Source organism: Mariprofundus sp. NF (assembly GCF_013387455.1).
Taxonomy (GTDB): Bacteria; Pseudomonadota; Zetaproteobacteria; order Mariprofundales; family Mariprofundaceae; genus Mariprofundus.
The window spans coordinates 16,431-42,554 of sequence record NZ_VWNC01000010.1; the positions used below are offsets into that span (position 1 = coordinate 16,431).

The 26,124-nt window shown below is 51.9% G+C and carries 27 protein-coding genes; 18 read left to right on the plus strand and 9 right to left on the minus strand.

Features of this window, described 5'->3' with window-relative positions:
- Nucleotides 1-24: 24 nt before the first annotated feature.
- Genes F3F96_RS11625 through F3F96_RS11635 form a run of 3 tightly spaced genes read left to right on the plus strand, consistent with a single transcriptional unit; the run spans nt 25 to nt 2,814 of the window.
- Nucleotides 25-708, plus strand: a complete 684-nt coding sequence (locus F3F96_RS11625; protein ID WP_176963450.1) for a response regulator — start codon at nt 25-27, stop codon at nt 706-708.
- An 11-nt stretch (nt 709-719) separates the two neighbouring features.
- Complete coding sequence (locus tag F3F96_RS11630) at nt 720-1,964, plus strand: HAMP domain-containing sensor histidine kinase (protein ID WP_176963451.1); 1,245 nt, start codon at nt 720-722, stop codon at nt 1,962-1,964.
- Nucleotides 1,957-2,814 carry a GFA family protein gene (locus F3F96_RS11635; protein WP_176963452.1) on the plus strand — a complete coding sequence of 286 codons (858 nt, stop codon included), beginning with the start codon at nt 1,957-1,959 and terminating at the stop codon, nt 2,812-2,814. The genes F3F96_RS11630 and F3F96_RS11635 overlap by 8 nt, the downstream gene beginning before the upstream one ends.
- Here F3F96_RS11635 and F3F96_RS11640 read toward each other — a convergent pair.
- Nucleotides 2,811-3,050: a GlsB/YeaQ/YmgE family stress response membrane protein gene (locus tag F3F96_RS11640; RefSeq protein WP_176963453.1), complete on the minus strand. Its 240-nt coding sequence runs from the start codon at nt 3,048-3,050 to the stop codon at nt 2,811-2,813. The genes F3F96_RS11635 and F3F96_RS11640 overlap by 4 nt on opposite strands.
- A 193-nt stretch (nt 3,051-3,243) precedes the next feature.
- Between F3F96_RS11640 and rpsF the strand changes: the two genes are divergently transcribed.
- From rpsF to dnaB, 6 genes are read left to right on the plus strand one after another with little or no spacing between them, the layout of a single operon-like run.
- Nucleotides 3,244-3,756 (plus strand): 30S ribosomal protein S6, encoded by a 513-nt coding sequence (rpsF, locus tag F3F96_RS11645; RefSeq protein ID WP_176963454.1) that lies wholly within the window; start codon nt 3,244-3,246, stop codon nt 3,754-3,756.
- Nucleotides 3,734-4,093: a hypothetical protein gene (locus F3F96_RS11650; protein WP_176963455.1), complete on the plus strand. Its 360-nt coding sequence runs from the start codon at nt 3,734-3,736 to the stop codon at nt 4,091-4,093. The genes rpsF and F3F96_RS11650 overlap by 23 nt, the downstream gene beginning before the upstream one ends.
- A 21-nt stretch (nt 4,094-4,114) precedes the next feature.
- Nucleotides 4,115-4,519 (plus strand): 30S ribosomal protein S18, encoded by a 405-nt coding sequence (rpsR, locus tag F3F96_RS12760; protein ID WP_176963456.1) that lies wholly within the window; start codon nt 4,115-4,117, stop codon nt 4,517-4,519.
- Nucleotides 4,520-4,544: 25 nt separating this feature from the next.
- A complete protein-coding gene (locus tag F3F96_RS11660) occupies nt 4,545-5,537 on the plus strand; it encodes a DUF2232 domain-containing protein (protein ID WP_176963457.1) in 993 nt (330 codons plus the stop codon).
- 1 nt (nt 5,538) lies between these two features.
- Nucleotides 5,539-5,988: a 50S ribosomal protein L9 gene (gene rplI / locus F3F96_RS11665; RefSeq protein ID WP_176963458.1), complete on the plus strand. Its 450-nt coding sequence runs from the start codon at nt 5,539-5,541 to the stop codon at nt 5,986-5,988.
- The gene (gene dnaB, locus F3F96_RS11670) at nt 5,985-7,373 is read left to right on the plus strand and encodes a replicative DNA helicase (protein ID WP_176963459.1); all 1,389 of its coding nucleotides are present in this window, start codon (nt 5,985-5,987) and stop codon (nt 7,371-7,373) included. Before rplI ends, dnaB begins: the two co-directional genes overlap by 4 nt.
- Nucleotides 7,374-7,589: 216 nt before the next feature.
- Here dnaB and F3F96_RS11675 read toward each other — a convergent pair whose 3' ends face one another.
- A complete protein-coding gene (locus tag F3F96_RS11675) occupies nt 7,590-7,754 on the minus strand; it encodes a hypothetical protein (protein WP_176963460.1) in 165 nt (54 codons plus the stop codon).
- Nucleotides 7,755-8,138: 384 nt separating this feature from the next.
- On the opposite strand from F3F96_RS11675, the gene F3F96_RS11680 reads away from it, so the two are divergent.
- Nucleotides 8,139-8,870 (plus strand): SDR family NAD(P)-dependent oxidoreductase, encoded by a 732-nt coding sequence (locus tag F3F96_RS11680; RefSeq protein ID WP_176963461.1) that lies wholly within the window; start codon nt 8,139-8,141, stop codon nt 8,868-8,870.
- 173 nt (nt 8,871-9,043) lie between these two features.
- Here F3F96_RS11680 and F3F96_RS11685 read toward each other — a convergent pair whose 3' ends face one another.
- Nucleotides 9,044-12,163: a hybrid sensor histidine kinase/response regulator gene (locus F3F96_RS11685; protein ID WP_176963462.1), complete on the minus strand. Its 3,120-nt coding sequence runs from the start codon at nt 12,161-12,163 to the stop codon at nt 9,044-9,046.
- Between the two features lie 146 nt (nt 12,164-12,309).
- Between F3F96_RS11685 and F3F96_RS11690 the strand changes: the two genes are divergently transcribed.
- The 4 genes from F3F96_RS11690 to F3F96_RS11705 all read left to right on the plus strand — a co-directional run bounded on the left by F3F96_RS11690 (nt 12,310) and on the right by F3F96_RS11705 (nt 17,542).
- The gene (locus tag F3F96_RS11690) at nt 12,310-13,251 is read left to right on the plus strand and encodes a dihydroorotate dehydrogenase (RefSeq protein ID WP_176963463.1); all 942 of its coding nucleotides are present in this window, start codon (nt 12,310-12,312) and stop codon (nt 13,249-13,251) included.
- Nucleotides 13,232-13,978, plus strand: coding sequence for a thermonuclease family protein (locus F3F96_RS11695; RefSeq protein WP_241697814.1), 747 nt, complete (start codon nt 13,232-13,234; stop codon nt 13,976-13,978). The genes F3F96_RS11690 and F3F96_RS11695 overlap by 20 nt, the downstream gene beginning before the upstream one ends.
- Before the next feature lie 48 nt (nt 13,979-14,026).
- The gene (locus F3F96_RS11700) at nt 14,027-15,481 is read left to right on the plus strand and encodes a M48 family metalloprotease (protein ID WP_370465547.1); all 1,455 of its coding nucleotides are present in this window, start codon (nt 14,027-14,029) and stop codon (nt 15,479-15,481) included.
- Between the two features lie 135 nt (nt 15,482-15,616).
- Nucleotides 15,617-17,542, plus strand: coding sequence for a PAS domain-containing sensor histidine kinase (locus F3F96_RS11705; protein ID WP_176963465.1), 1,926 nt, complete (start codon nt 15,617-15,619; stop codon nt 17,540-17,542).
- A gap of 62 nt (nt 17,543-17,604) precedes the next feature.
- On the opposite strand, the gene F3F96_RS11710 is transcribed toward F3F96_RS11705, so the two are convergent.
- The 4 genes from F3F96_RS11710 to F3F96_RS11725 form a co-directional block, all read right to left on the minus strand.
- Nucleotides 17,605-18,252, minus strand: a complete 648-nt coding sequence (locus F3F96_RS11710; protein ID WP_176963466.1) for an alpha/beta hydrolase — start codon at nt 18,250-18,252, stop codon at nt 17,605-17,607.
- Nucleotides 18,252-18,599 (minus strand): ArsC family reductase, encoded by a 348-nt coding sequence (locus F3F96_RS11715; protein WP_176963467.1) that lies wholly within the window; start codon nt 18,597-18,599, stop codon nt 18,252-18,254. Before F3F96_RS11715 ends, F3F96_RS11710 begins: the two co-directional genes overlap by 1 nt.
- A gap of 38 nt (nt 18,600-18,637) precedes the next feature.
- On the minus strand, nt 18,638-19,234 hold the full coding sequence (locus F3F96_RS11720) for a PAS domain S-box protein (protein WP_176963468.1): 597 nt from the start codon (nt 19,232-19,234) through the stop codon (nt 18,638-18,640).
- Between the two features lie 80 nt (nt 19,235-19,314).
- Nucleotides 19,315-20,133, minus strand: coding sequence for a dihydrofolate reductase family protein (locus F3F96_RS11725; RefSeq protein WP_176963469.1), 819 nt, complete (start codon nt 20,131-20,133; stop codon nt 19,315-19,317).
- A gap of 101 nt (nt 20,134-20,234) precedes the next feature.
- Between F3F96_RS11725 and F3F96_RS11730 the strand changes: the two genes are divergently transcribed.
- The 4 genes from F3F96_RS11730 (at nt 20,235) to F3F96_RS11745 (ending at nt 22,498) form a co-directional block, all read left to right on the plus strand.
- A complete protein-coding gene (locus F3F96_RS11730; protein WP_176963470.1) occupies nt 20,235-20,480 on the plus strand; it encodes a DUF6868 family protein in 246 nt (81 codons plus the stop codon).
- Nucleotides 20,481-20,906: a YkvA family protein gene (locus F3F96_RS11735; protein WP_241697815.1), complete on the plus strand. Its 426-nt coding sequence runs from the start codon at nt 20,481-20,483 to the stop codon at nt 20,904-20,906.
- A 19-nt stretch (nt 20,907-20,925) separates the two neighbouring features.
- Nucleotides 20,926-21,687: a DUF4197 domain-containing protein gene (locus tag F3F96_RS11740; RefSeq protein WP_176963471.1), complete on the plus strand. Its 762-nt coding sequence runs from the start codon at nt 20,926-20,928 to the stop codon at nt 21,685-21,687.
- Between the two features lie 142 nt (nt 21,688-21,829).
- Nucleotides 21,830-22,498 carry a hypothetical protein gene (locus F3F96_RS11745; protein WP_176963472.1) on the plus strand — a complete coding sequence of 223 codons (669 nt, stop codon included), beginning with the start codon at nt 21,830-21,832 and terminating at the stop codon, nt 22,496-22,498.
- Nucleotides 22,499-22,519: 21 nt separating this feature from the next.
- On the opposite strand, the gene F3F96_RS11750 is transcribed toward F3F96_RS11745, so the two are convergent.
- The gene (locus F3F96_RS11750) at nt 22,520-25,420 is read right to left on the minus strand and encodes a PAS domain S-box protein (protein ID WP_176963473.1); all 2,901 of its coding nucleotides are present in this window, start codon (nt 25,418-25,420) and stop codon (nt 22,520-22,522) included.
- Nucleotides 25,421-25,519: 99 nt separating this feature from the next.
- Entirely contained in the window at nt 25,520-26,122 is a 603-nt protein-coding gene (locus F3F96_RS11755) for a transglycosylase SLT domain-containing protein (protein ID WP_176963474.1), read from the minus strand.
- Nucleotides 26,123-26,124: the final 2 nt, after the last annotated feature.

Here is a 26,124-nt window from a genome sequence, read left to right on the forward strand (position 1 = left end):
CCTGTTCAAATATAGGCTGGCAGCATGGCTAAAATCCTGATCATCGAAGATGACATGCAGCAATCGGATATGCTCTGCGAATATCTCTCTGAACAGCAGATGCAAGTGATCTGTTGTGCCAACGGAACAGATGGCATTCAGGCACTACAAAGAGATCACTTCGATGCACTGATTCTTGATGTCGGACTACCTGATATTGATGGCTTTGAAGTGTGTCGAAGGGTCAGGGCTTTCTCTCAAATGCCAATTTTGATGCTTACTGCACGCGGCGATGAGATGGATCGCATTATCGGACTGGAGATCGGGGCAGATGATTACCTGCCCAAGCCCTTTAATCCGCGTGAACTTTTGGCCCGCATACGCGCCATTCTGCGTCGGGGAAGCAGGGAGAACAGTTCCACTCAGCTCCGTTTCGGACGACTGGAAATCAACGAATCTGCCCATGTTGCCACGCTCGATGGCAATAACCTCAACCTTACCGCTTACCAGTTTGACCTGCTCACAGTTTTGGCCAGACACGCGGGTCGCGTTATGAGCCGTGACCAGATTATGGATGCGCTCAAAGGCCATGAACTGGACTCCTTTGACCGCAGTATTGATGTGCATATATCGCGCATCCGATCACATATTGAAGATGATCCTAAAAAACCGCGCCGTATATTAACCATTCGCGGCACCGGTTACGTCTTTGCCCGGCAGCAGGATTGAAGGGCCCTAACATGCGTCATAAACTCTACCTGCAGATCTACTTCGCTTTTCTCGGCGGCCTGATCCTGTTTGCACTGCTGGCAGGTCTGGCTTGGAAAACGCTGTCAGAGGGCAACGAACCGGCCCGTTTCAAGGCGGGTCTGAGTCTGCTGGTGAGCCAGTCACTACCTATCAATGAATCGCCTGAACTGTTGCAGCCTCGACTACAGGGATTGGCAAAAACGTTCGAGGTGACACTGAGCCTCTATAACCGCGATAGTAAACATGTCGTTTCCACCGGCTCACCACTGCCACTGCCGAAGAGTCGGCATAACTGGGGCCATGATCATGACCGGGATAACTTCTCTCTGCGTCTGGATGATGGCCGCTGGCTTGTTGTCTCACACCAGAGTGGTCACTTCCCCATGCCACTGCTTGTTATCGTACTGCTGTTTGCTGTGCTCGGCATAGCTGCCTACCCGATTGCCAAGCGACTCACATGTCGCCTTGAACAGCTACAGACTCAAGTGGATGCGTTTGGTCAGGGTAATCTGAAAGCGCGAGCCTCCATTACCGGCAAAGATGAGATTGCCATCCTGGCAAAGCGATTTAATCATACAGCTGAACGCATTGAAAAGTTGATCGAAGCACAAAAGCATATCCTCAGTGGCGCTTCCCACGAGCTGCGCTCTCCTCTCACACGCATGCGTATGGCCATTGAACTGATGCAGAGCGACTCGATCGAGAGCAGCAAAACCAAACTGGAGGCAGATATTGCAGAGCTCGATGATCTGGTCGATGAACTCTTGCTGGCCAGCAAGCTTGATGCTGGAAGTGCCGGGACACAGTTTGAAAAGATTGATCTACTGGCTCTGGCTGCTGAAGTTGCCAGTATTTATGACGCAGAAGTCTCAGGAGATCAGATCAGCATCATGGGTGATGAAACGATGCTGCGCCGCCTACTGCGTAACCTGTTGCAAAATGCCCAGCGATACGCCGTTGAAAAACAGATTACTGTTTTCGTCTCGGACAACTCGGAGAGCGCTACCATCAAAGTGTGTGATGATGGACCCGGCATACCCGAAGCTGAGCGGATAGATATTTTCGAACCTTTTTATCAGCCACGCATTGATGGACACTCTCAAGGCAGTATTGGCCTTGGACTCTCACTTGTGCGCAAGATTGCCATGCAGCATGGTGGTGATGTGAACTATATCGATGGTCAGAGTGGTGGTGCCTGCTTTGAGGTCACCATCAAAAGAGGTATCTATGATTAAAGGCCGTTGCCTGTGCGGGCAGGTAAAGTACGAGATCACCGGTGAGATGGGGCCGATCAGCCACTGCCACTGCCCGAGTTGCCAGAAGGCTCATGCCAGCGCCTTCTCCTCTGTTGCAGCGGTGCAGCTTGCTGATCTGAAATTCACGGCCGGTGAAGCGCTGCTCAAATTCTATGAATCATCGCCGGGAAAAAAACGCTACTTCTGTTCTAACTGCGGCTCACAGATCTATGCCAAACGTGAAGGTCAGAACCACTATATTTTTCGCATGGGAACCATTGATGGTGATCCCGGCACTCGCCCTACCCAACACATCTTCACCCGCTACAGAGCAGCGTGGTACAATATCGATGATGATATTCCTGAGTATTCGGAGTGGGCCACTCCAGCTCAGCAGCACAGATCTTCATCGCCAGAGTATGAACAGCTCTGTTCGATCATGAAAATCACGCTCAATCTGGCTGCAAGAAGAGCTGCCAGCACCTCCCTGCTACTGCTTGAGGTCAATGCGGATGAACAGCAAAGCCTGGCGACTGAAATCACTCATGAGATAAAAGGCACTATTCGAGCCTCTGATCTTATCGAGCCACTTGGTAACGGCCGTTTCGCCGTACTACTCCCCTACACCGATGCCAGGGCTGCACTGATTCTGGCGGAACGCATTCGTAAGAGTGTTAAAACTGTAGCTCATCCTGCCGCCATCAGCATTGGCGCAGCCACACTGGCTCCGGATCAACTCAATGAGATAAACCTGAGAGAGAATATCGATCTGTTAATCAATATGGCCGAGAAAGCCTGCCAAAGCTCAAACAAGAGCGGTGGTGAAAAAGCGATCCATTTTGACAGTTAGCGTTTAAACAGCCCTACAATAAAGATCAGGATCACTGCACCGAGCACTGCTGCCATCAGCGTGCCGATCATGCCTCCGAAGGAGAAACCGAGAAAACCGAATACGAATTTGCCGATAAAGGCACCGATCACACCGATCACCATGTTACCGATCAACCCGTAACCGCCACCCTTCATCAGGTTACCGGCTATCCAGCCAGCCACTGCACCAATAAGTAGAAAAACAAGTAAATCCATCGCTACCTCCCGTTATTACAATGGTAGCCAGCATAGCGTGCCAACAATGTTTCGGCCAACACATGCTTGCAATCATGATTTGACTGATTATGATGCGCCGCCACTGCATGGGAAACTATGCAAACTACATACCTTGCTCCGGGCGCGCTAATCGTACCGGGGCGTACGTTTGTACACCGAGAGGAGCGCCGTTTTGTATTACGAAACTATTTTTATCGTTAATCCTGATATCTCTCAGGAAAACACCGAAGCATTGACCGAGGATCTGGTCGCTAAAGTCGAAAAGTCCGGTGGCCGCATTGTTAAACGCGAAAACTGGGGCTCACGTCCGCTATCTTACACCATCGCTAACCGTAAACGTGGCAACTACATGCTGCTGGTAACAGATGGCAGTGCCGATGCGATTAAGGCCCTTGAGCATGCGATCAGCCTTGAAGAGCGTGTTATCCGCTCCCTGACCACCAAACTGACTGAACTTTCTGACAAGCCATCTCCACTGCTGCGTCGCGCCCAGGCTGCTGCCAAGCGTGAAGAAGTTGCTGCTGAAGAGAAAGCTGAAGCTGAAGCTGCTGCAATCGTTGCTGCTGAAGCCGCTGCTGCTGCACCTGCTGAAGAAGCCGCAGTTGAAGCACCTGCTGAAGAAGCTGTAGTTGAAGAGAAAGTTGCTGAGGCCGCGCCTGCTGATGGAGCAGACGCAAGCGCCTGAGTTTAACCGCGCCCGTGTTTCGGGCCGGCTACGCAATTTGCGTAAACGCTGGACACCTGATGGGGCTCTGGCACTGATTGCAGAGGTGGTTACATCACGTCCGCAACTGGGCCCGGTTCGAGCAGGAGTTCAGGATCAACAACCGATGCCGCTTCGAGCAACCGGCGAGATTTGTAACACGATTTCGGCTCTCGAAGGTAAGTATGTCGTTGTTGAAGGCTGTTTACGCAGACGATTTTACAGCAGGGACGGTGAACCTTGCTGGGGACAGGTAGAGATCTGGGTTGAATCATGCCGATTGAAAGAGCAATCCGCAGCTGACCCGGAACAGACCTGAGAAGAGATTTAGGAGTAATAGATGAGTGAAGATGTAAAAACAACTGCTGCTGCACCAGCACGTCCACAGGCTGACCGCGCTGCACGTCCACAGGGTGACCGCCCTGCACGTCCACAAGGTGACCGTCCGGCACGTCCACAGGGTGATCGCCCTGCTCGTCCACAGGGTGACCGTCCGCGTCGTCCACAGGGTGATGGTGGTCGTTTCCAGCGTCGTCGTAAGTTCTGCAAGTTCTGTGCAGACACGGCTCTGACCATTGACCATAAAGATCCGGATCTGCTGCGCGGTTTCATTACCGAGCGTTGCAAGATCCTGCCATCACGCGTGACTGGCACCTGTGCTAAGCACCAGCGTTCACTGACCACTGCGGTCAAACGTGCACGTGTACTGGCACTGCTGGCATTCACCCCGCTACACCACGATTGATATTTTTTGATCGTAAGGTGATCTGATGCAAGATCAGGCACCTGAACAGCAGGTCATGCCGCCGCTGGTTGATTTTATTCTGACCCGGCGGCTACCCTGCGCAGCACTGATGAGTTTCATGCTGCTTGGCATGTGGCTTCCGGCCATTGTGCCGGGTATACCGACTGTCTTTGCCCTGTTGGCGATGACACTGGGTATAGCGCTGCATCTAATGACTCCGGCACTGGTGGCTCTGATCACCTTTGGTGGAGGCTTGAAATTCGCCCTGCAGGTTGTAGCCATTGCTGCAGCTGTAGTCACTGCCCTGAGTGGTTTCTCGCTCTCGGCCGGTGTGGTGACACTACTGCTTTATGGTCTGTTGCCAGCTCTGGCTGCAACAGCTTTGATGCAGCCAGGTGGCGTTCGCCGCAGTGCACAGCAAGTGGCGATGGGTACAGGTATTGCGGTGGTAGTCGGTCTCATGCTGGCAGCCGGTACGCAGAATCTGGGGTTACAAGCGTGGGTTAACCTGCTTCTGGAGCCACTGTTTGCTGATATGGCTACGCTTCCGGCTGAACAGGTGCAGGCGATGCAGCTATTCAGAGAATCGATGGTTGCAGTGTTACCGGGCCTGTTGGCGCTGACACTGTGGATGACCTGGTGGGGTAATATGGGTTCGGCCCGCCACCTGGCCATGAAATATGGTTTTTATCAAGGTGAAGTGGCAAGCCTGCTCACCCTGAGTTTTGACAAGGCACTGGCGTTTCTGTTTACAGGATTGATGCTGCTGATGCTGATTGTCTCGGGTAATCTGTTGTACCTTGTGGCCAATGCCGCGATCGTCACTGGCGGTCTGCTAGCAGCACAAGGAGTGATGGTTGCCCATAGCTGGTTGAAAGTGAAAGGACTGACTTTCTCGATTGGCCTGATGTATTTGATGTTACTCATCTGGTCTGCAATGATCGTACCATTCGTCATTGTCGGCCTGATGGATATTTGGTTTGATTTTCGCCGGAGATTTCCGGCTGCTGGAGGATAAAATGCAATTGATTCTTTTGGAACGTGTTGAAGGTCTGGGTAATGTTGGTGACGAAGTTAGTGTTCGTGCCGGTTATGGCCGCAACTACCTGATCCCTAATGGTAAGGCTTCACTTGCCACTGCCGGTAACCGCAGTGTGTTTGAACGCCGCCGTGCTCAGCTTGAAGCCAAGCAGGCAGATGTTCTGACTACAGCTAAGGCTGAAGCTGAGAAGCTTTCTCTGCTGACACTGGAAGTTATTCGTGCAACGTCAGATGGCACACATCTGTACGGCTCTGTGAGCACCAACGAACTGGCTGATCTGTTGAATGCAAACGGTCAGAACGTTGAACGCCGTAACATCCTGCTCGATGAGCAGATCAAAACTATTGGTGAGCACCAGTTCCGTGTACGTCTGCACCCAGACGTTACTGCTGATGTCACCATCAAGGTCGAATCAGAGGAACATTGAGTCAAGCCATTCCCCTGCGTACCGATACGCTCAGAGAGCGTACCCCGCCGCATGCCTATGATGCTGAGCGGGCGGTACTCGGGGGAATCATGCTTGATGCCGAGGCACTGGAGCGACTGGAAGGTTCATTAGAACCGGAACATTTCTATGTTGAAGCCAATGCCCGGATTTTTTATGTTATCCAGGAGCTATCAGCGCGCGGCCAGCCGGTCGATGCCCTGACCATCAAGGATAATCTGGAACGACGCGATGAACTCGCCTCCTGTGGCGGCGAATCCTATCTGGCCGATCTGGTCACTGCCGTCCCTACCTCCGCCAATGTAAAACATTATGCCGATCTTGTTCGCGAGCGCTCTGTACTGCGCGAACTGCTCTCTGTCTGCAGCAGCGTAAGCCGCGATGTTTACGAAGAGACCGCGCGTGATGTCAACGAACATCTCGACACCGCTGAGAAGAACATCCTCGCGGTTGCCGAAAAGTTCAACCGTTCACGCCCCTCATTCTCCAAGATGAGCGATCTGATGCTATCGAGCTACAAAGAGCTTGAAGAGCGTTATGCCAATAAACAACTGGTTACCGGTGTCTCCACTGGTTTTGATGATCTCGATGAGAAAACCTCGGGCATGCAGCGTGGTGACCTGATTATTGTTGCCGGCCGTCCGAGTATGGGTAAAACCGCCTTCTCGATGAATCTCGCCCAGAATGCAGCCATGCGCGCTGAGGACAGAAACAGTGGCGTAGTCGCAGTATTCTCGCTGGAGATGTCATGCCAGCAGATCGCCCTGCGAATGCTTGCCTGTGAAGCACGCGTAGACATGCAACATCTGCGTACCGGTCGCTTCTCCTCTGATGACTGGCGCAAACTGGCAGCGGCCAGTGGTTCACTGGCTGAATCAAAGATCTTTATTGATGATACCCCGGCCATTTCCGTGATGGAGCTGCGCTCCAAGTGCCGTCGTCTCAAACGTGAAAACAAAGGCCTTGATATGGTGCTGATCGACTATATCCAGCTGATGAGTGGTCGTTCCAACTCTGAGAACAGAGCCCAGGAAGTTTCCGAAATCAGTCGCTCTCTCAAAGGTCTGGCTAAAGAGCTGGATGTCGCCGTGATCGCCCTCTCCCAGCTTAACCGCTCACTTGAGCAGCGTGCTGATAAGCGTCCGGTAATGTCGGATCTGCGTGAATCAGGCGCGATTGAGCAGGATGCCGATGTGATCATGTTCATCTATCGTGATGAAGTTTATAACAAGAAACCTGAGAATGAAGGTCTGGCAGAGATCATTATCGCCAAACAGCGTCAGGGTCCAATTGGCGAGGTCAAACTCACCTTCGTGCATCGTTTCACCCGCTTCGAAAATCACATCTCCGCCGGTTTCGACGACTAATTCATTATCTCCGAAGGACTGCTTGCGGCCATAACCGGCCAATCAAGCTTGTCTAGGAAATGGGTGGCAATTCACCCGGATATGGATTGCTGTCTTAACGCATATCACACGCACCGGAAGGTCGACTATCCCCTCTTGACGGCCGCCGGCTGTTGGGGATGGCAGAACCGCGTGCGAAATGAGCCCGATAACCGGCTGGGACTGGGACGTGGGCGCCTAAGAAGGCCCGCTGGCCGGGCCGAAAAAACTTTCTGTCGGGTAGACGAATCCCTTTCCTCCGTGGGTTGCTTCGTTATTGAGGTTGTTGATTTGGGGTTTTTGCCACTTCAATTTCGCGGGCTCTTGTTGTTTTTTGTCTGGTTGTGTTGCCTCGTCCTGCATGTTGTTCCCCTTTGTCTACGCACTTTGTTACCCTGACATCATATGAATAAGGCGTTCGAATTCAACAGGTTCGAAGGCACAGCTTTTGTTTAGGGGTTTTTCCTCGGTGGTTTTGATAAGCCAGCTCCCCATACAGGACTCAAGCGAATGACCGGTTGAGACCGCCGCCGAACCTCGTCGTTGGCGACTGAAGTAAAACGACAGTCGAGGGGCAGCGCATAATTCAATAAATTTGCTCTGAATCGCCTTCAGATTTGGGATAAGAATTCACCTGATCCCCCAGAGGATACTCTCTTTCGCTCACAGCAAAATTCACCTGATCCCCCAAGGGATGCCCTTCTCTCCCTTTATGGTTAACATCGCGACTTCGCAGGGGGAAAGGGTATGAGTCAGCAGTTTAAAGATCGAATTATTATGGTTACCGGTGCATCTGATGGCATCGGCCAGCAGGTTGCAGTAGCACTCGGTGAAGCAGGTGCCAGTATAATTGCACTTGGCCGCAGTGAAGATGGTTTGCAGCAGACTATGGAGCGCATCGAAGAACTCGGTGGCCGTTGCCTCTGTATCCCGTTTGATCTCAATGATTTCGACAACTACGGTAAGCTGTTCCTCTCCCTGAAGGATCAGGTTCCACATCTGGATGGGCTGGTTCACTGCGCTGGCGATATGGATCGCTGCACGCCGCTACAGTATGTGAAGGTTAATGATTTCCGTAAAATGCTCGATATCCATCTTACCGCACCGAATATGCTAACCCAGATCATGTTCCCGCTGCTCAGACGTGCAGAGGCTGCATCAGTGATCTTTACCAGCTGTGAGATGGTCGATAAGGATATGGCCAACTGGCACGGTTATGGTATGGCCAAGCGTGCTCTCGGCTATGCTGCAGCGATGTGGCAGATGGAGCATCCCGACAAACCGTTCCGTTTCAACACACTCAATCCGGGACGGGTACGCACCAAACTCTTTAAACGCACCTACGGTGGTGAACATCCCGATATGGTGCCACCAGCCAGCAGTGTGACCCCTGCCTATCTCTACCTGCTGTCGGATGAATCCAAACAGCTGCGTGGCCAGACCGTGCACGCCAGTGATCTGCTCGCAACAAAGCAGTAATTAGAAACAAGGTTTTTGATCCCCCGCTAGCAGGCTGCCGAGGATGAGGCGCATAGATGTGCCGAAATACAAGACATGAACATAACTATTCAGAACCACTCTTATTCGTGTTAATTCGTGGTTCGATTTTCTGTTTATTGTGACAGTGCTGAAAGTGTGATCTACTTTTTTAATTAAGCAGCTCTGACTGCCTGCTCAACACCTTCCAGCAGCAGCAGAGCTGCATCGAAGTCGTAAGCATCGAGATGTTTCTTCATGCGTGGAAGTTTGGCTGCGATGGATGTGCCGGCCAGGGCCGACTCAAGCTCATCAAGAAGATCAACGGCATCACCATCATAATCCTCCAGCAGCAGACGCATGCGGCCAAGCACCGCATTGGCCAGATCGCGATCAAACTCACCATCCTCTGCCACTACAGCCGGTTCAGCTTTCTCTTCAATCCAGCCACGGATTGCAGCAATAATCTCAACAAGCGTGGTTGCAGCCAGCTGAAAATCATCCGCATTGATTTCACTGCCACCATCACGAATCAGCATCTCAAGTCGGCCAGCCTCATCATGCAATGCTTTGGCACCGATATTTCCCGCCACAGATTTAAGCGAGTGAAACAATCGCTGCGCAACAGCAGCATCACCACTCTGCAGAGCACGTAACGCCTGCCCGGTGACATCAGCCTGACTCTCAACAAACTTGCCAACAACCTTGCGATAGAGTTGCAGGTCACCGCCCACACGCCTTAAACCATCCTTCACATCAATGCCGTGCAGCTGTGGCAGCATCTCATCCTGAGGTTGATCGTCCATGCCAACCTCACCAAGCCGGAAGCTGCTCACCCACTTCTCCAGCTTGGCATAGAGATCCTGCGGATCGATCGGTTTGGCGATATGATCATTCATGCCCGCCTCAAAACAGTCACGTACATCTGAGGGCAGCACATTGGCGGTCATGGCGATAATCGGCAGTGTCGCAAACGCGGCATCGCTACGAATCAAACGGGTCGCCTCCAGACCATCCATAATCGGCATCTGCATATCCATCAGCACACCATCAAAACTATCCGAGCGCACCGCATCAACGGCCTGTTGACCATTATGAGCAACGACCAGGCTGATGCCCGCTTTAGTCAGTAGCCCCTCAGCTACCATCTGATTGATCGGATTATCTTCCACCAGCAGCAGTCTTGCCCCCTGCAGGTGCGCCACATTTCCTGCCAGTCCATCCTTGCCGCCAGCCTGTTCATGATCACTGCTACTAAAGCCGAACACACCTGAGATCGATTCGAGAATCGAGGATGAGGTAACAGGTTTAAGCAGGGTTGTGGCAAAACCGGCTCTGGCAGCCTCCTCATTGGCCACATTCTGGCCATAGTTGGCAGTCAGAATCGCGGGTGGCAAAGCTTTTAGTTTTGCTGCCTTGCGAATCAAGGCGTGGCTCTCAAAACCGGTTGTTTCAGCCAGTGTCCAGTCGACAATCAGCAGACCATAAGGATCAGCTGAGGAGTCCCTCAAAGCTTTGGCAGCCTCTTTCACTGTTGATACATGTGCTGCATGCATGCCAAAGCTCTCAATAAAACGGGCCAGAATAATCTTGGAGGTGGGGTTATCATCAACAATCAGCGTTCGCAGCCCCTGCAGTGGTTCGGGTACAACGATGATTTTAGAGACACTCTCTGTAGCCGCCTGGAAGCGTGCCGTAAAATAGAAGCAACTGCCTTTACCCTTGACACTGTCCAGACCGATTTCACCGTCCATCATCTCAACCAGCTGTTTACTGATCGCCAGTCCCAGACCTGTGCCGCCATAACGACGGGTAATTGAGCTATCGGCCTGGGTAAAGGCCTGGAAGAGGCGTGACTGCTGCTCTTTACTCAGGCCGATACCGGTATCGGTCACCGTAAAGCGGATCAGATGACCATTTTCATCGGAGGACTGAATACGGGCACCAACAATAATCTGCCCCTCTTCGGTGAACTTCACAGCATTATTCACCAGATTCAGCAACACCTGCCCCAGTCGGTGCGGGTCACCATTCAGACGTGGCATCTGAGGTGGAAAATCGATAAGGAAATCGAGCCCTTTTTCACTGGCGCGAACGCCCCCGATATTGGCCAGGTTATGCATCGCCTCATCCATATCAAAATCGATACGATCCAGCTCCATTTTATGCGCTTCAATCTTGGAGAAATCGAGAATATCGTTGATGATGGAGAGCAGCACTTCGGAAGCTTCCAGTGTTTTGGTCAGATAGTTGCGCTGCTGTTTGTTTGTTTCACGATCCAGCGTCAGATGGGTCAAACCGATCACCGCATTCATCGGTGTGCGAATCTCATGGCTCATATTGGCAAGAAAATCACTCTTGGCTTTCATGGCTGCAATGGCCCTGTCGCGTGCTTCAGCCAGTTCACGGGTGCGATTTTCAACCTGCTCTTCCAGCGTATGGCTGTGCTCTTCAAGTTTCTCATAGGAGTCGCGCAGACTTGCCGCCATCTCCTCCAGCGAGCTTACCAGCACACCAATCTCATCTTCAGTGCGGATACTGATATGCGGCGTGGCACTGAAATCGCCACCAGCCAACTCGTGGGAGAAGCGAACCAGTTCCTGAATCGGACGCGTCCACATGCCGGCCAGAAAATAGACCACGATGGAGCCGACAATCAAAAACAGCAGCGCCGTCAAACTCGCCTGCAGCAGCATATGATTCATCTCTTCGGCCACATAGGCTTCCGACTCGTGTAGCGCCTTGTTCAACTCATCAAGGGAGAAGCCGAGTCGCAACACGCCCCACTGCTTATCATCCACCAGGATCGGAACAATCGACTCCATAAAAGCCAGCTCTCCGACCACAAAATCGTGTTTGGCCTCCAGTTGCTGACTGACGGCAAACTCGGAGACATGGCCGTGAAGAATCTCCTGTCTCAGCTCACTGCTCAGATTGGCACCATAAGCAATCCTGGGCTGGTCACCCTGCATCAGAATCACATATTTCAGATCATCAATATCGCGCACCACCTCGCGCACATACTGGTTGGCCAGCGACAGACGGTAGGTGGCGATCAGTTTCTGCAGGTGGCTGGACATCTGTTCAGATGAGCGATCAGATTTCTTGGTCATCTGCTCCTTGAGAAAAGAGCTATGGGCATTGAGATTTTTTTTCAGGGCAGTTTTCTGACTATTCACCTGCAACACCGTCAACAGTCCCACAATCGCCACGATCATGCCGACCATCGCCACCATCAGTTTCCAGCGAATACCTTTTCGTATCGAGAGCTTACCCATCAACTCTGTATCATTCATCAACAACCCTTATGGTGCAGCAGCACCCGGCAAATTAGATGCCCATCTTCGCCACCTGTCTATGATAATTCTATGGGAAGTATCACAAACCGGCCAAGTTTAAAAACGGTGTAGGCTCAAACGGGTGATCCGGTTATCATTGCCTGATGACAAACTCACCTGATCTTTCCGTTTCATTTGCCGGTCTCACACTGCAAACCCCACTTGTCCTGCTATCCGGCTGTGTCGGTTTTGGCGAGGAGTACACCCGTGTTGAGGGGTGGGATAACCGCAACATCGGCGCGGTTATCCTCAAAGGCACCACACTTGAGCCGCGCATGGGCAATGCACCGCACCGCGTTTATGAAACACCGTCCGGCATGCTCAATGCCATCGGCCTGCAGAATCCCGGTGCGCGTTATGTGGTGGAAAATATTCTGCCCGATCTTCCGCATGATGAGACCCAGTTCTGGGCCAATGCCAACGGCACCTCACCCGAAGAGTACGCCGAGGTGGCCCGCATCTTCGATGATTCACCGGTCACCGCCATTGAGATCAATATCTCCTGCCCCAATGTCAAAGAGGGGGGTGTCCATTTCGGTAACGATCCACGCATGGCAGCCCGCGTTGTTGAAGCGATGCGCCCCCACACCAGCAAACCGCTGATCACCAAGCTCTCGCCCAACAGTGCCGATATTGCTGAAACTGCACGTCTGGTGATTGAGGCGGGTAGTGATGGCCTCTCTGTGATCAATACACTGGTGGGTATGGCCGTTGATATCGAAAGCAGAAAACCAATTATCGACAACATCTCCGGTGGCCTCTCCGGCCCATGCATCAAACCGGTCGCGCTGTGGAAAATCCATCAGACACGGGCTATCGCTGCCAAACATAACATCCCGATTCTCGGTCAGGGTGGCATCACCAACGCCAAAGACGCCGTTGAATTCGCTGTCGTTGGTGCCGATGCCATCGGTATCGGTACGGGCCTCTTCTATGATCCACTGATGTGTGGAAAGCTGCTTGATGAACTCTCCGACTATCTCAATCGCCACGACCTGGGCTCCTATGCAGAGCTCGTGGGAAGCCTTGTTACGAACAAAACTTAACCTGCTGCTGATCGCCCTGCTGCTATGCGTAGCAGGCAGTGCAGATGCCGGCTCTCTCTCTGTTATCGGTCAATCCCGCTGGGTAGAGGTAGGCAGAGTGATTGATGGCGACACATTCCGCACACGAGCCGGTGAAAAGGTGCGCCTGCTTGGTATCAACACGCCTGAGATCGCCCATGATCGCCAGCCTGCTCAACCTTACGGCATGGATGCCAAGCGACAGTTAGAGCAGCTGATCAGTGGTAAAACCGTGCGTCTACAACTGGATCGCGACAAAAAAGACAATTATGGACGCACACTTGCACAGGTTTATCTAAGGGATGGTAGCTGGATCAACGCACTGCTGGTACGCAACGGCCTGGCCCTTGTCTACACCTTTGCCCCGAATTTCAGGTGGGCACAGCAGCTGTTAAACGAAGAGGCTGTTGCACGCAGGGATATGCTCGGCATCTGGAAATCAGAGCAGTTTAAAGTGCTTGAGGCTCGGGATGTGACTGCCCGCCTGATCGGCCAGTTCCGTCTGCTGCGAGGTCGTATAAAGGCAAGTGGCCCATTCCGATTCCAGCTTGGAAAATTAACCATCACTATTCCACGTAGCTCCAGGCAGTGGTTTGCTCCCTCACACATGCCTAAAGATGGGCAGCAGGTGATTGTGCGCGGTCGCATCCGCACATCAACCGGTGGTGGCCTGTTTCTCGCTTTGCACTCACCCTATGATCTGGAATAATTCGCTTTCAGCCCATATCTCGGGGCTGACTCAATTCGGAGGTCGTTCGTGAAACACCGTATAACTCTTCTTCTGATGCTGTTTGTACTTCTCTCTGCCTGCGCCAAAAACCCGGCCACCGGCAGTCAGGACTTTGTCATGATGAGTGAGACCGAGGAGCTGAAGATCGGCAAGCAGGCCTTTCATGAGATAAGCAAGAGCATCATTCTGCTGCCTGACAACGATCCACTGGCGCAATATGTGAACCGTGTCGGTCAGAAGGTTGCCGCCACTGCGGATCGTCAGGATCTCTTCTACCGCTTTTATGTGGTTGATGATGCAACCATCAACGCCTTTGCCCTGCCCGGTGGTTATATCTTTATCCATCGTGGCCTGATCAACCATATGAGCAACGAAGCCGAACTTGCTGCTGTACTCGGCCATGAGGTCGGCCATGTCACAGCCAGGCATTCAGTGCAGCAGATATCCAAAGTTCGGGCTTATCAGACTGCACTGATGGTCACCTCTGTATTTGTCCCTATTCCACAGGGGGCAACGGTATTTACCGACATGTTGGCCCTGTCGATTATTCAGGGTTACGGGCGCGATGCCGAATTTCAGTCTGATGATCTCTCTATCCGCTATCTGGCCCAGGCCGGTTATGATCCCAATGCCACCATCGGCATCCTTAAAACACTCAAACGGCTCGATGAGATCGACACCCGCGAGAAGACCGATGCCGGTGAGAAGGTGGAGAAGTATCACGGTGCCTTCTCCAGCCACCCTGAAACACGAAAACGTATTGAAAAGCGTGTGGCCGAAGCCTCTGCCGGTCAGGCAAGAAGCGGGCTGACCAATCGCGATGCCCTGCTTGCTGCGATCAACGGTTATGCCTACGGCGACAGTGCCGAACAGGGGGCGGTTGTCGGCCGTCGTTTCCTGCATCCCGAACTCGGCTTTCAGCTTGAATTCACTGAGGAGTGGGTGATCAACAACTCACCGCAGGCGCTACAGGCACGGGTGCGTAAGCAGGAGGTCTATTTCCAGCTTCAGCTTATTGAGCTTCAAAAGCGCTACAGTGTGGAAGAGGTGTTACAAAAGTCATTTCCGAAAAAGCGCAACCTGCAGATCACCACGGGCAAACAGGCTGGCATGGATTATGCCCATGCCAGGATCAAGCAATCAGCACCCAAGGTCAGCTTTGCCATGATCGATGCGCATGTGTTTCTGCAGGGTAGCAAAGCCTATATACTGACCATGTGGTGCCACAGGGATGCGTTCGATAAACACGCGGCCGATTTTGCCACGGTTGCCAAATCGTTTCGCCCTTATGACAAAAAGCGTGATGGAGATATTCCCCGCATCACAATGCATCAGTGGAGAGGTAGTGACTCATGGCAAGCCCTTGCTGCCAGAAGTAACAACATTCTCGGTCGCTTTACGGCTGACAGACTGGCCGCACTCAATGGCATGGATATTAAAGAGAGGCCTGCAACAGGTAGCCTGATCAAGATTGTGAAGTAAAAGCGGCGCTGTTCTTGCTTATCGCTTATACAGCGGCTTAATAGAGGAGGGTCTATTGACCCCTTTGAAACAGATCACCGGCAGCAACGGCATGCGAAGTCCAACTCCGCAACCACCTGCTGCGATCTATTTTCAATGATTCACGCCTCCAACTTCCCTCTTCTCGACCGCATCTCCAGTGGTATTCTGGCTATCGATAGAGAGGGTAGCATCATGCTCTGGAACAGTGTCATGGAAACATGGCACAAAAAAAACAGGGCGGAGATGACCGGAAAAATTATTTTCGAACTCTTCCCACACCTGAATAATCCAGTGTTCAAAACAGAATTAGACCGGGTATTTGAAGGCAACAGCACAATCGTGTTTCCAGCCGATGATCAACAGATTATCCCCTGCCCTCTCAGCAATGGCGAGTTTCGCAATCAGAAAGTAACTGTCTCACTATTGGAAGAGCATCAACTGGCCCTGTTCACCATCGAGGATCAGAGTGAACAGCGTAAGATGATCCGAGACTACAGAGAGATGGCAGCCAGCCTTCAGTCTGAACTGGATCAGAAAACCCGCTTAACCAGCGCCATCGATCAGGCTGCCGAAGCGATCATTATTGCCACGATTGATGGCAAGATCGATTATGTAAACAGAGCCTTCTTCACGCAGACGGGATGGCAGGATAGTGATCTCTCAGAGGCCACACTGGCACAGCTGTTCAGCCAAGCCGAAAACGATTTTGAAACACATCTGAACCAGGTTTTCAGTGAAGGAAAAACCTGGCAGGGACGACAGAAGATCAGTACCAGTGACGGTACGCTATTCACCGCTTCGGTCAGCATCGCCCCTATCCATGATGAGCGCGGCACGACCACCCATGTGGTTATCATTCAGGAGGATATCAGCCAGCAGATTGCTCTGGATGATCGTTTGCGTCGCTCACAAAAACAGGAGGCACTGGTCACCCTGGTTGGCGGCATTGCGCACGATTTCAACAATCTTCTCGCCGGCCTGATCGGACAGACCTATCTGGCCAGCCGTGAGGTCAAGGAGATGCCCAAGACACTGGCTCGTATGAAGAAGGTGCAAAAGATCGCTCAGGAGGCCTCTGAGATCGTCAAGCAGCTGTTAACCTTTGCCCGACAGGGTGACCATACAGCAAGAGAGTTCCCGCTCAGCGCGTTTATCAAAGAGTTCCATAAACTGGCACAACATACCGTGCCCGAATCGATTCAACTGCGGCTGGATTTTTCCCCAGACGAATACACCTTCAGAGGTGATGCCAATCAGTTGCAACAATCACTGCTGAATATGATTCAGAATGCTGTAGAGGCATGCGGCGACAACCATGAGGGCTTGATTGAGCTTACGCTTTACCCTATGGATCCTGCTAAAGATATGGCGCACATTGTTAAATATCCGGTGCTGCGACATGGCAACTTTGCCCATATCCAGATCAGAGATAACGGCCGTGGCATCAGCAGTGAAAATCTGGAGAAGATCTTCGATCCCTTCTTTACCACCAAACAGCTTGGCAGTGGTCTGGGGCTGGCCATCGTGATGGGTTGTATCCGCAGTCACCACGCCATCATCGATGTGCAGAGTAGTCCCGGAGCAGGCAGCACCTTTCATCTTTTCCTGCCCCTGAAGGTGGCTAAACCCATAACCGCTGCTATTGCTGTAGAGAATACAGTCAACGCCACGATACTGCTGGTCGATGATGACCCCAATGTACTGGAACCGACCAAAGAGCTACTGGAGTGCATGGGCCACCATGTCACACTGGCTCGCGATGGTATTGAGGCATGTGAACGTTTCGAATCCAATCCGGAACAGTGGGATATTGTCATCACCGATATGGTGATGCCACGCATGAACGGGCTGGAGGCAGCACGCAAGATGCGCATGCTCGCACCTACTGTTCCGATCATCTTTGCCACCGGTTACGACCGCTCACTGGTGATTGAAGATACCCGAAAAATGGCGCAGACACTGCTGATCAGCAAACCGTTTAATCCTGACGAACTGGATCAACAGATTATCGAGATGGTGAAAAAGAACCGCGGTAGTTAGAAGCTTCTCATGAATAGAGCAGTGAGACTGAAATAGAGCAGTGAGACTGAAACAGAGCTGCGCTACTCTGCAGACGCCACGTCATCCGAACGCTTCTCAAACAGACCCTCCAGCAAGGCATCACTCATCTGCGGCATATGATCGGGGAAAAAGTGTCCCGCGCCCTCAATGGCATGGAATTGGATATGCGCCTTATCTTTGACACTGGCCCGCACCCGGGCAAAGGGCACAATCTCATCATCGGTGCCGGATACCACAGTAATCGGTCTTGTCTCGCCACGCATGAATGCAAAGGGCCAGAGGTTTACGGCTGGCGCTACGGCAAACATATGTGAAACACGGCTATCAGTTCGGGCCGCCTGCAATCCGGCATAACAGCCAAAAGAGAAACCGGCCATCCAGAGCGGCGCATAGGGGTGCATCTGGCTCATCCACTCCAAGGCAGCGCGGGCATCATCACTCTCACCTCTGCCCTCATCCCAGACTCCTTCAGACTCTCCCACACCACGGAAATTAAAACGCAGCAGAGAACAACCCTGCTGCTCAAACGCGCGGCTCATCCAGTAGACCACCTTGTTGCGCATGGTGCCGCCAAACTGCGGATGCGGGTGACAGACCACCACGGCTGGACTCTCCTCTTCTCCGGGATGGTAGAGCCCCTGCAGTCCACCGACAGGCCCCGGAACAGTAACCTTAATATGCTGGCTCATCAGCGTCCGAACAGTTGGCAATAAGCGGCTTCGGAAAAACCCACTTCAATGCGATCCCCGTCTATCAGAACAGGGCGTTTAATCATCGATGGGTAGTCACACATCAATTGTATGGCACGATCTCTCTCTATCCCCTCTTTCTGCTGGTCACTGAGTTTCCGCCAGGTCAGGCCGCGCCTGTTCAGCAGCAGCTCCCAGCCAACCTGGTCTGCCCACTGCGAGAGAAGCTCTTCATTCACACCCTCTTTTTTATAGTTGTGAAAGGTGTAATCAACAGCATGTGTATCAAGCCAGTTGCGCGCCTTTTTCATGGTGTCGCAATTGGGGATGCCGTAGAGGTCACACATCAGCAAACTCCTTTATTGTTGGAATAGGTATCGAGAGATCAGTCAGTCTGTTCGCGAATAAATGAGAAGAACTCCATCGCACCCTCTGTGGTGAGTGGTGTAACAACCATCTCAATAGAGAACTCAAAACCGTCACGATGCAATCCCTGGGTTCGCATCGGCTTGTACAGCCACGGCCCGATATTGGTCTCTTTATAGTGCTGAAAACCGCGCCGATGATCTTCGCGCAGCCGTTCAGGAACAATCATCTCAAGTGATTGCCCGATGATCTTATGGCGTGGCCAGCCAAAGAGAATCTCTGCACTTCTGTTCCACTCAATGATATTACCATCGGCATCGGCACTGACATAAGCATCGTAGGTGTGATCGATGATTGCCTGCAGCCGCTCACCCTTCTTCTCCAGCTGTGCCTGTAGTGTCTGCTGACGACCAAAGTCACGCTGGGCATAAAAACCGAAACCGACCAGCGTCGCAGAGATCAAAACCCGCATCCAGAGTTCATCGGCATCAGCACTAAAGAGATTAGCAAGGAAGCTTTCATCACCGAAAATAAAGACATGCAACAGCGCTTCAGCGGGCCAGAACAGCACCGCCACAAGAATCCCTAAACCACTAAAGCCCATCCGCTGCAGCATCAATTCCCCCGTTCAGGCGCATCGCAATGTGCAACCTGAAAGCGCCATCCATGGCACGATTTGAGTAATATGTACCTCGATCACTGCTGTTGCAACGCATATTGTGCAAAAAGCTGTGAAGTTGAGTCATTCCGATCCAGATAGAGAGAGAGCAATTGCAGATCAGCCACCCCTCCAATCTCACCGCTAACAATGGTGTCAAAACCGGTGCCACCAATCAACCTTAATCGGGTTGTGAGAAACAGTCGATCAAGCACCCGATCAGCTATCAGGGTCCTATGCACCTGCGGTCCGGCAATCATATAAGCAGTGCGATAGCCCTGCGCAATCAATAGATCTTTCACTGCAGCACCGGAAACATCAGGGGTATCCATCTCAAACAGTTCAGCTCCGGCAGCTTGAAGTGCAGCAATCTTTTCAGGCTCAGCATGTTTACCGGTACAGATCAAAACACGCCGCCCCTGCAACAGTTTCAAGGCGCTTTCTGGGATATCCAGACTATTGGATAGTATAAGAACATCAGGCTGAGCTTTCAGTCCCTCGGACTCACGCCAGTCGAGAAGATCAGCATATTCATCCTCCTGCCCCACAGGCAGAAGATCCTGAGCTTCACCTTTGGCGAGCTGCCTGAAATAGCGGGCTGAGGTGATCATCACATCAGCCTGGGCTGCCAGCTCCTGATAGAGCCGCCAATCGCGACGATTGATGATATCCGCAGGCACCTGTGTCTCTGATGAGTGCTCAGTGGTGAGCGAGATACGCCCATCAACACTGGCGATATAGTTGGAGTAGATCAGAAGATCGCCATCGGCTGCCTGCCTGTGCAGGTTCAGTCCGAGATAGAGCCCTTGCAGCGGTCTCTCCTCCTCAGCCGTCGGATAGAGTGATAACACGGTCACGCTGGCAGACCCATCTGATCATTTGCTGCGGGCAAAATATGAATAATCATAGAATCATAGACTATAATAATAATGAAGCGTGTTCACAACGGAGGTCTGCCATGACTATTGCCATACTTCGCGATCTGCTTTTCTGGTCTGCCATCATCCATATCGGGCTACTGCTCTGGTGGCTCCTCTTCTTTATCTTTGCCCGCGATCTGATCTATCGCATGCACAGCCGCTGGTTCAAACTCTCAGATGAGACGTTTGATGCCGTTCACTACGGCGGCATGGCCTTCTATAAAATCTGCATTTGGGTTTTTGCCATCGCTCCCTACTTTGCCTTGCTGATTATCAGCCCATAAATGACACTCGGGTTTATGCAGGAGAAACTCACCATAACGAAACGACTACGGCAGTGGGCAGCTACCTTGAAAACCAATCTGCAGGCCCTCTACCTGTGCAGCAGGCATCCCCAAACACCGTGGCTGGCCACAGCCATTGCTATCGTCGTCGTTGCCTACGCCTTAAGCCCGATCGACCTGATTCCCGATTTTATCCCCGTCATCGGTTATCTTGATGATCTGCTACTGGTTCCGGCAGGTATCTGGTTAGCTATTCACCTGATTCCCGATCCCATCTGGCAGCTCTGTAGAGAGGAGGCACTTCGCCATCCGATGCAGCTACCGAAAAACCGCAGAGCAGCCATTGCGGTGATCATCTGCTGGCTGCTTCTTCTGGCCCTGCTGTTATGGCTGTGGCTAGAGCCAAACTCAGCCGCTATCCTCTAACCTTCATCAAGGAGCTTTTATGTCCCCATTTCGTTTCGTTCAACCCGGCCTGTTAGCCGCAACCCTGCTTATCGCCACCCCGGCAACTGCCGGATGGATGGATCAGCTTGGTGGAGCCGTAGACACCTACAATAAAACCACGCAAGACAGCAGCACAACATCCACTGCCGCAACTGCGCTGACCAACAGTGATATGGTTGCAGGCCTTAAAGATGCGCTGCGTGTCGGCTCTGAACAGGTAGTAGGACAGCTGAGCAAAAACGATGGCTTCAACAGTGATCCGAAAATCCATATTCCACTACCTGAAAGTATGCAAACCGTGAAATCCGCCCTCTCCGCAGTCGGCATGGGTTATATGATGGATGATCTGGAGCTGAAACTGAATCGGGCTGCAGAGGTGGCCACCCCCAAAGCCAAACGCATCTTCGGTGATTCGATCAAAGCGATGACCATCTCCGATGCCAAGAATATCCTCAACGGCCCCAATGATGCAGCCACCCAGTACTTCAAAGGCAAGATGAGCAAACCACTCTCCGCAGAGATGCGTCCGGTTGTAGAGAAATCGTTGAAAGAGGCTGGTGCAGTACAGGCCTATGACTCCGTGATGGGCCAATACAGTTCACTGCCATTCGTGCCGGATGTTAAAGCCAATCTCACCCAGCATGTGCTTGATTTGGGCCTACAGGGCATCTTCCTCTACATGGCCGAAGAGGAGGCTGCAATTCGCAGCAATCCTGCCAAGCGCACCACCGACATCCTGAAAAAAGTTTTCAGCCGCTAATTTTAACTGCATCAAATGCTTATCCCAAAGTTGAGGGACCAGGCAATGCAATTTATGAAGAACACGCTATACTTACTAAACTGAATGGAAGATCAGTAACCCCCTTTTAAGCAGACAGCAGAGCAGGAGAAGTATCAGGGCTATGGCTAAACAGCGCAGCAGTACGCTTTCCAGTGGATGGAAAGCGATTTCGACCATCGACTCATCGGTTTCACTTATCAGTTGGGTGGGCATCACGCTGATCACCTTCATCGCTGCCATGGTTGCCGATATGGAACATGCTTCAAAATCGACTGTAGTAATCATCGGGCTGACTGTATTTATCCTCACCACCCTGGTTGTGATGACCATGCTTGGACGCCGCAAAGTGGTGGAAGAGAAGAACCCGATCGACACGACTCCCAAAATATCTCTTCTCCAACTACGCAGCGAAGCACTTCAGAGAGGCTGGAACTTCAGCCGGGGCAGTGAGCAGTCTCTGGAGTTCACCCTGATAATCAGTCAGGCCGGGCTGGATTGCCAAATCGAGTTCTGGGGCCGCAAAGATATTGACGCGGCAGAAGAGGTGATCCGATCCAATCCGCTGCAACCGGTTCCCGGTGGCCACTGGTTAGAGTTTGCTGTTGAACCGGTCCGTTTTGTCACCTCAACAGATAACTTTTTCACTCGCAGTTATGAGTTCCCATCACTGGAGAAGAGAGGTTATCTCGATCTGCATCTAAACCGTGAGCAGGCCCTGAAATGGTTAGATACAACCGCAGAAATTTCCAGAAAGGCGAACCTTAAAGAGGAGCAAACAGATCCATCCTGAAAAGTGTTTGGCAATCAGCCGTCACTCCCCCTCAAGCATGGCGTGTACGGCACGACTCATTTTGGTGATATCGACAGGTTTATTTAAAACAATACACTTCTGAGGTGTCGATTTTGCTGGCAGCACCTGCTCGCGATCATAACCGGTCATCAGGATTACCGGCAGCTCACTATCCTGCTCACGCAGCCACTGCAGCAGCTCCATGCCACCCATCCTCGGCATCACCAGATCAAGAACAGCCAGTCCGATTTCAGATCTGTGCGCGGCATAGACCTGTTGCGCATCTATACCATCTTCAGCAGTAAACAGACGATAGCCCATCTCCTGCAGCACCTCGGCATTCACCTCGCGTACCAGTGCCTCATCATCAACCAGAAGAATGCCTTCCCCTGCCCCCTGCTTCTCCGGCTCCATCAATGCCATATCTGCTACTGGCTTCGCCTCATCTGGCTGTTGAAGGGGGATATAGATTTTTACAGTTGTACCGGAATATCTGGCACTCTCGACCTCTATTGCGCCGCCATGGCTTTTAATCGCCCCATGCACCATGGATAGCCCCAGTCCTGAACCTTTGCCCGCCTCTTTGGTGGTAAAGAATGGTTCAAACACCTTATCAAGGTTCGCTTCAGAGATGCCGCAACCATTATCTGTCACATAGAGAAGTGCCATCTGCTCTGCATCAACATCTGCATGCACCTGTGTAAAACGCGTATCCGGATGGTAGGCCTTAACACCGAATGTGATATTTGGTTTAGCACAGCCTTCCAGAGCATGCGAGGCGTTGGTTATCAGATTAAGCAGCACCTGCTGCAACTGGGTTTCATCACCAAGAGCCAGCAGTTCATGATCAGCGATATCCAACTGCATATCGATATTTTCAGGAATGGATGGCCTTGCCAGCTTGAACATCTCCTCCAGAAACGGGGCCAGTGGCAACGGAACCATCTTCACCTTGCCTTTACGGGCAAAGGTTAACAGCTGGGCAATCATCTCAGCTGCGCGCTGACTGACTGACTCAACACGATTAAGTCGGGCAATCATATCCGGATCATCTTTAGCAGCATTTTTGGCCAGATAGAGGTTACCCAGCAGGGCTGCCAACATATTATTGAAATCGTGGGCGATGCCACCAACCAGCGTACCGATCGCCTCCATCTTCTGTGCCTGCTGGAACCTCGCCTCCAGTTCCTCATATTCTGAGACATCCCTCTGCATCGCCACAAAATGGGTAATCTCACCCGCCTCATCCATAATCGGCGCAACCGTCATCATGGTACTGTAAAAGCTGCCATCCTTACGCCTGTCCACCAGTGAACCCTGCCATGCCCGGCCACTGGTAATGGTACCCCACAAGGTCTGATAAAATGCATCATCCTGCTCACCGCTTTTCAGCATGGAGGGTTTCTCACCAATCGCCTCATCTACCGAATAACCGGTCATCTGGCTGAATGCCGGATTCGCATATTCGATCACCCCATTCAGATCTGTAATAAGAATCGATTCACCGGCATATTCGATAGCACGAGAGAGTTTACGCAGCTGATCCTCAGACCTGCGCCGTTCTGTAATATCCTGATCCACACCGCGATAACCGGTCAATGCGCCACGCTCATCTAAAATGGGCACACCATTGGTCAACATGCAGATATCCCTGCCATCCTTGGTTCGATTCCAGTTTTCCAGATTGATGATAGGGGCACGGTTGGCGATAATAGTCTGGAAGCTTGAAGCAACCCTGGCCGCCTCCTCTTCGCTCATCAGTTCAAAGGGAGTTTTTCCCAGCACCTCTTCAGGTTCATAACCCAGCAACTCTTTCACCTTGCCTGATACAAAGGTGTAACGCCCCTCTGCATCGACCTCCCAGATCCAGTCGGCCATGCTCATGGAGATGTCACGAAAACGCTCCTCACTCTGCATCAGCTCTTTTTTTGTCTGGTTGCGCTCAGAAAGATCGCGAACCACACTGAAAATCGCCCTCTCTTCATGGATATCCACAAGGCGGGCACTCACCTCAACAGGCATCACGTCACCATTTTTGTGAAGATGTTCAGCTTCAAAGGTGGCACTACCCTGACTCATCAGCAGCGCCATGCGTTCAGGTACCCGTACTGCATAACGGGGGGTATCCAGATCAGATATATGCTTGGCAAGCAGCTCTTCCTTGCTGTAGCCAAGGCGCTCATAAGCTGATCTGTTCACATCAATAAAATTACCCTTCAGATCCAGAATAAAGATCGCATCAGCTACTGATTCATAGAGCAGTCTGAATTTACGTTCAGACTTCTCCAGCGCCTGTTCATGCAGGCCACTATCGATACGCAGACGAATATTTTGCAGCGTTGTATCATGGGCACGACGGGCAACCCCGGTCATCATCAGCAGGTAGAGTGCAATGATCACCGCCATCGTCCAGGAGATCGTTGTCGCCTCCATCGATAAATTAATAATCAGAGGCACAATGGGCAGATAGAGATAGGCCAGCAACGTACGCCATAACTGGGAGAGTGTTGTGATTGCACCGGCAGTCATACCCGCAACGAAGAAGGCCAGCAATGACTGATAAGCAACCGAATCACTAACAAAAAGCAGTGCTGTCGCTACTCCCCAGCTCAAAGCTGCCAGATACATGCCAAGGCGGAAGCGGTTTAGCCAGACTTCAGCTTCATCTACGGATGGGCAGGCCTTTCTGTACTGCCAGGCGTGAAAGCCACGTAACAGGGAGATGGCCGTGGAAAACAGCCACCAGCAGGTAATCGTTGTATGATCTGCAACAGGCCAGAGCAGTACAGCAAGGATCGTGCTGTTAACCAGATTGGCGGCCAATGAAATAGAGATAGAACCATAAGCAAGCGCGGTCTGCTCAGCTTTGAGCAGGCCGGATGAGATGGCATCCTGTTCTCTCTCTACAGCGGAATCCTTCATGGGCTCCTCATCAACCTGTCTGTTCTGTTTCAGTGGTTTATCTAAACGATTATTACATTAAAAAGCAAGCATCAGCCCCTCGGATTCAGGGGGCGGGGTTCACCAGAACCAGCTACCATCATCAAGGTCATCCTTGCAGCGTCTTAGTTGTTTATCATATATCGCAGCCTTGCGTTTGACCTTTTTAGAGACCTTAATCAGCCACGGTTTTTTGTTATAGGTTTTCCGCTTCCAGCCGCCATGGCCTTCGTGATAGGCGAGATACTGGTTGTAGGCATCCCATTTGGAGATGCCGAGGGTTTTCTGTGAGTAGGTGCCATACCAGCCGATGAAGTCGGTGGCATCCTCAAAATCATCACGATCCGCACCCCAGTTACCAGTCTGGTCGATATACCAGTCCCAGGTACCATCTTTCACCTGTGCATAACCATACGCAGAAGAGACCCGGCCATAGGGGATAAAACCAAGTATCCAGTCACGCGGGGTTTTGGCCTCAGCCTGAAAACGGGACTCCTGCCACATAATGGCCATCTGCACATGCACAGGCACGCCCCACTTCTCAAAGGAGTCGTTGGCATGCTCATACCAGTCATCTTTCTCTTTGAAAATTGAACAGACATCATTGACGTTTTTGGGTGGCCCACTGGCACAGCCAACCAGAGCAAACAGAGAGATAATCAGTAGCAGCCTGGTCAATGACATAC